This window comes from Crocosphaera watsonii WH 8501, from assembly GCF_000167195.1.
GTDB classification, from domain to species: Bacteria; Cyanobacteriota; Cyanobacteriia; order Cyanobacteriales; family Microcystaceae; genus Crocosphaera; species Crocosphaera watsonii.
Genome location: NZ_AADV02000234.1, coordinates 1 through 5,009 on the forward strand (window position 1 = coordinate 1; position 5,009 = coordinate 5,009).

7 protein-coding genes are annotated in these 5,009 nt (G+C 37.3%); 4 read left to right on the forward strand and 3 right to left on the reverse strand.

All coding sequences use genetic code 11. The annotated features are described in order from the left end of the window. The 3 genes from CWATDRAFT_RS29645 to hisD all read left to right on the forward strand — a co-directional run. The coding region (locus CWATDRAFT_RS29645) for a DUF4168 domain-containing protein (protein ID WP_232287236.1) at nt 1-619 on the forward strand (619 nt) is incomplete at its 5' end. A 52-nt stretch (nt 620-671) separates the two neighbouring features. Next, on the forward strand, nt 672-1,019 hold the full coding sequence (locus CWATDRAFT_RS29650) for a phage holin family protein (RefSeq protein WP_035828968.1): 348 nt from the start codon (nt 672-674) through the stop codon (nt 1,017-1,019). 90 nt (nt 1,020-1,109) lie between these two features. Further along, complete coding sequence (gene hisD, locus CWATDRAFT_RS29655; RefSeq protein WP_007308420.1) at nt 1,110-2,414, forward strand: histidinol dehydrogenase; 1,305 nt, start codon at nt 1,110-1,112, stop codon at nt 2,412-2,414. Between the two features lie 20 nt (nt 2,415-2,434). On the opposite strand, the gene CWATDRAFT_RS42070 is transcribed toward hisD, so the two are convergent. After that, a complete protein-coding gene (locus tag CWATDRAFT_RS42070) occupies nt 2,435-2,665 on the reverse strand; it encodes a PEP-CTERM sorting domain-containing protein (RefSeq protein ID WP_042712869.1) in 231 nt (76 codons plus the stop codon). Between CWATDRAFT_RS42070 and CWATDRAFT_RS41215 the strand changes: the two genes are divergently transcribed. Continuing rightward, nucleotides 2,638-2,769: a hypothetical protein gene (locus CWATDRAFT_RS41215; RefSeq protein ID WP_268743244.1), complete on the forward strand. Its 132-nt coding sequence runs from the start codon at nt 2,638-2,640 to the stop codon at nt 2,767-2,769. The genes CWATDRAFT_RS42070 and CWATDRAFT_RS41215 overlap by 28 nt on opposite strands. Before the next feature lie 196 nt (nt 2,770-2,965). Here the strand turns inward: CWATDRAFT_RS41215 and CWATDRAFT_RS29665 are convergent, their stop codons facing one another. After that, entirely contained in the window at nt 2,966-4,123 is a 1,158-nt protein-coding gene (locus tag CWATDRAFT_RS29665; RefSeq protein ID WP_007308422.1) for an IS4 family transposase, read from the reverse strand. Between the two features lie 285 nt (nt 4,124-4,408). Then, nucleotides 4,409-5,009 (reverse strand): IS1634 family transposase (locus CWATDRAFT_RS29670; protein ID WP_007308421.1); only part of this gene is annotated, 601 nt, incomplete at its 5' end.

The window sequence follows — 5,009 nt, forward strand, 5'->3', positions numbered from 1 at the left end:
ACCCAGTCTAACCCTTAATTCTATCGTAATTTTCTTAATTGGGAAGTCTCTCTTGTGTGGGAATTGTCAGGAACTTATAATGATTAAAATAATTCAAAACAAAAGAAACCCAGGCGGGGATTCGGTTATTATTATGAGTTTGGCGGTTCAACGCATGGTGTTTGTTCACTGTTCCCTTTTTAATTTGAACAGAATCTTCACTCGTTCTCTTATGTCTAGTTTAGTTGTATTTTTTAGTATTCTTCATGGATGTACTGTCTTTCAAGGCCCTCCACCTACTCCACCGCCGCCCCCTTCTAATTTTTCAGATGAAGAAGTCACAAATTATGCTCAGACGGTATTAAAAATTGAAGATCAGCGGCAAAGAGCCTATAAAGATATCGAAGCTATTATGGACACCCAACCTCCAGAAATTGCTTGCGATCAACCAGAAAGCATCAAACAACTGCCTAATGATGCTCAAGAAATAGCCGTTGAATTTTGTAATCAATCTAAAAAAATAGCTGCAGATAGCGGTTTATCTTCTGATGATTTTAATGCCATAACCGAAAATGCTCAAAAGGATGCAACTTTCAAAAAAAGAATCCAAAATGCTATGATCCGTATCAGAAGACCTTAATATTATCGGCTATAATTTAACTATATCGATTAGTTAATATAATTAAACCCGAATTTCTCAGTTTATTTTAACTTGGGTAATCACAGCCTTATCATTACTGATCACCGCCTATTTGATTCCAGGTATTACTATTAATGGTTTTACTGTGGCTGCGATCGCCACTTTAGTAATGGGTTTGATTAATGCGATCGTTAAACCTATTTTACTTCTATTTACCTTACCTTTAACAATTCTTACCCTTGGTTTATTTCTCTTCGTTGTTAACGCTATTTCTTTTTCCTTAGTTTCTTATTTCACCCCTGGATTTACCGTTAATAGTTTCTTAGATGCTTTATTTGGTTCCATTGTTTTGTCGATTGTTTCTAGTTTTTTGGGCAAGATTTTTGAAGCAGAATCATAAAATCAACAGATAATGATTGAACTGGTAACTGGTAACTGGTAACTGATACTACAATAAATAAGGACGCATCAACGTATCAGGAGAGAAGTAGTGGTCAGAATTCTTAAACTTGCGCAAATGACAGCCAAGGATCTCGCCACAGTAAAGCGACGGGCTGAGTTAGATATAGATCAAGTTATTCCTATTGCCCAAGAAGTGATAACTGCGATCGCCCAAACTGGAGATAAGGGACTAATTGAATACGCCCAAAAATTTGACTATACAGGGGCAACCCCAGAAAATATAAAAGTGACTCCCGAGGAATTTGAGCAAGCGCAACATTTGGTGGAACCCGAGGTTAAAAAAGCCGTAGATCAAGCCTTTCGCAACATCAAAGAGGTGCATCAACGTCAACTCCCCGAAGAAATGAACCTGGCCGAAATCGATAAGGGTATCTTTACCGGAGAAAAAATTACCCCCATTCCCAAGGTAGGTTTATACGTTCCACGAGGTAAAGGGGCTTTTCCCTCCATGATGCTGATGTTAACTATTCCAGCTATGGTGGCTGGTGTTGAACAAATTGTGGTTTGTACCCCTCCTGATAAACAGGGTAACGTTGAACCAGTTTCCCTCTATGTGGCACAAATGGCCGGGGTAACAAATGTGTATAAACTGGGGGGTATTCAAGCCTTGGCAGCCATGGCCTTAGGCACGGCTACAGTTCCCAAAGTGGATAAATTAACGGGTCCTTGTAGTATCTACGGGGCAGCGGCCAAACGGGTGTTATTCGGTACGGTAGATGTGGGTTTACCTGCTGGGCCGAGTGAGTCCATTGTCTTAGCTGATGAAACCACCGATCCTCAATTGGCTGCCCTCGACTTATTAATAGAAGCCGAACACGGTCCAGACTCGGCTGCTTTATTGGTTACTCACAGCGAAACTGTTGCTGAAAAGGCCAGTTACTTTGCCGATCAATACCTGGAAAAATTACCCCAATGGCGACGGGAGTTTTGTCAGACGGGGTTAGATGCTTATGGGGGTATTATTCTCACTTCTAGCTTAGAAGAGTCCATTCAATTTGTGAACGACTACGCCCCGGAACATTTAGAGGTTTTGGTGGATGATCCTTTACGGTTAGTGGGAGAGATTAAGAATGCAGGGGAAATTTTACTGGGAAAATATACCCCCTCTTCTGCTGCTACTTATGCGATCGGGGTTAACGCTGTTTTACCCACAGGAGGGTTTGCTCGTTCCTATTCTGCTGTATCTGTGTACGATTTTCTCAAGCGATCGACTATTGCTTATTTAACTCCCCAAGGGTTCGATCTCGTTAAAGAAACCAGTCAAACTTTAGCCCATTATGAGGAGTTTCCTGCACACGGTATGGCTATTACAGAACGGGATCAATTACTCTAAACTTCCCAATCACCCAGTCCCTATTTTTTCTTGCCGCAACGAGTGACAATAGCACCTACAGCCAGTGCTAATAATCCATGAATTAGACTAGGTTCAGGGACGGAAGTATCTGGAGTAGGAGTTCCGGGGAAGTCCTCTGGTAAATCACCAAAGATAACGTTCCCAACAACGAAAAAGGGATTATTGAAAGTATCGAAGTCTGGATCTGGATTATTAGGATCAAATGGATCAAGATAGGTCGGTAGGCTCACGGGGTGACAAGCCCGTTAAAACCCTGATTGAAAGAGGGTTTCAGCCGTGGCGATCGCTCTATAAATTGTCAAAAACTAGAGGGCTTATTGAGAATAAACAATAATGATAATCATTCTTGCCGTGTGTGTGGGGGGGAGGAGGGTTACACCGTCCTCCCCCCCACAGGGTTGATGCTCAAAATCAACCCCTTGGGCAATATTAGTTTTTATTAAATAATAAAAATTGGTTTATTTTGGATAGTTACATCTAAAATAAATCATCTTCCACTGGTTATTTTATGTTAAGATAAAATAGGGGAATTAAGCCGTCTTATCTATTATGGACATGGCTTGTAACCCTTTTTTATAATTGTTGAGTTTCTGGGGATTATTGCTCATCATAATTGAAATAAAATCAGAGCAAAATTCCCAAGCGTGAATCCAAAGAGAGCCATAAAGTCCTATCCAAAAATTACTATGTCTTCGGTCACGTCTTGATTTTTCAGTTAGACGAGCAATATATTTTCCTTGATTGGTTTGTCGAAATGTTTTGCCTTTTAAAGAAGTAGCAGTGTAAGCGATCGCTATTAATAAAATCAAGGAATTTAGTCGTTTATTATTGGCTTTACTTCCCTCCAAATTATAACCCCCTGTCTTACAATCCTTGAACATAGCTTCAATACCTGCCCTGGCTCGATAGACTTTCAAGACCTCTGATAAACTGTCTAAGTTGGTAAGAATAAACAAAGGCTCTTTTTCCTGTTTGCCCTTGTATTTTCTTTTCCAATATGCTCCCACATTAAAGTTTCCAAACCCTTTATTTTTAGTGACTGAAACCCCAGTTAAAAACATCTTCATCCCAGGTTTCATTCCTAACTGCGAAAAAGTTTGATAATCTTCATCATCTTTTTTCTGGTTTGTACCTTGTTTCTGACGAAAAGCGAAGAATAACTTTTGTTTTTTACTTTTTTGTTTCAACCAATAAGCTAATTTAACACTGTGGAATTCTCGGTCTCCAAGAATGACTAACTCATAGTTTTTTAGAAGACAAAGAACAGGTTGAATTAATGCCTGTTGTTCAGATAATCTGCTGGCTCCTCTTTTCCCTAAAAGTGTCCAATAGATGGGTAAAGCCAGCTTTTTCCAGATAACAGCAACCATGAAAACATTTTTATCTTTCCATTGGGTTCGGTCAATTGTTATAATCAGACGAGAGCCAGTCTTAAATTCTTTACAAATAATAGCTTTAATCACAGGAAACCAGAATCTGGGAATGGCTAAAGCTGACAAAACTAGGAATCTCTGGATATGTTTACGACGACTTTGATAAAGGATTGGTAAAGGAAAACAAGCTGCTAACCTTTCTATTCTAACCTGTTTATGTACTGTCAGCAACCACAGTAAAATTCTAAAAGCCTCGAACTGTGTTTGTGTTAAATGTTTGGTAAAATGAGATTCATAAACTGCTAAAAGGCTCATGATTTAAGTTATAAAACGATTAAGGACAATCTGATTATTATTACCCAGATTCCGCACTTCAAAATGTAGTATAAAAAAATACATAGTTTTAAAAAGTCCGAAAATCATACCTGGGCAAGAATATTTCTCTTTTCATTAAATTTTTAGGAAAAATAATCAAATTAAGAAGATTTATACTCATTGAAAACTTAGCAAGACTCAGCACAAACGAAGGAGAGTTTCCTCTTCTCATTTGATATCATTAGACTCTTATTCTTTTATTATTTTTGCTTTATCCAATTCAATTTATAGATAATATCTTTCACAAGATGCAGGTAATAAACTCAATATAAAACGCCTTTCTTTTGTTAAATTGACAATTTGTTTAACTCCGTTTAAAATCACATAATGAATACCTTGAAAACATTGAAATATCCACCTCAAAGTCGGACGCAATGTTACTTTCCCTACTTGATTATTTATTCCTTTTTTGACTCTTTTTAAACAATTTCTTAATTCTCTTTGCCCCAAGTTATAAATCAACAAACACAAAGACATTAAAAATAACATTGTTTCTATTCTTTCTGGTTTTTCAACGAAGAAACTATCAGTAAAAAATAAGGGATCTTTCAAAAATCGAAATCCTCTTTCCGTAGATTGCTGGTTTTTATAAGTTATCAGAATTTCACTAGCTTCTAATTTATTTTCCTCTACTAAGTTAGTTGCTAAAATAAATTTTCCTGCTTCTTTAGTCTTTCTACTTATCTCTTCATCTTTTTTGATGATCAGACTAATCATTTTATAAATCTTTTCCTTTTTTTTCGAGTAAGTTTCAATCAGTTCAACTTCTTTTATTTCCAACAATCTCAATTTTTTATTAATAGCTTTTAATTTATATCGAGCAGCT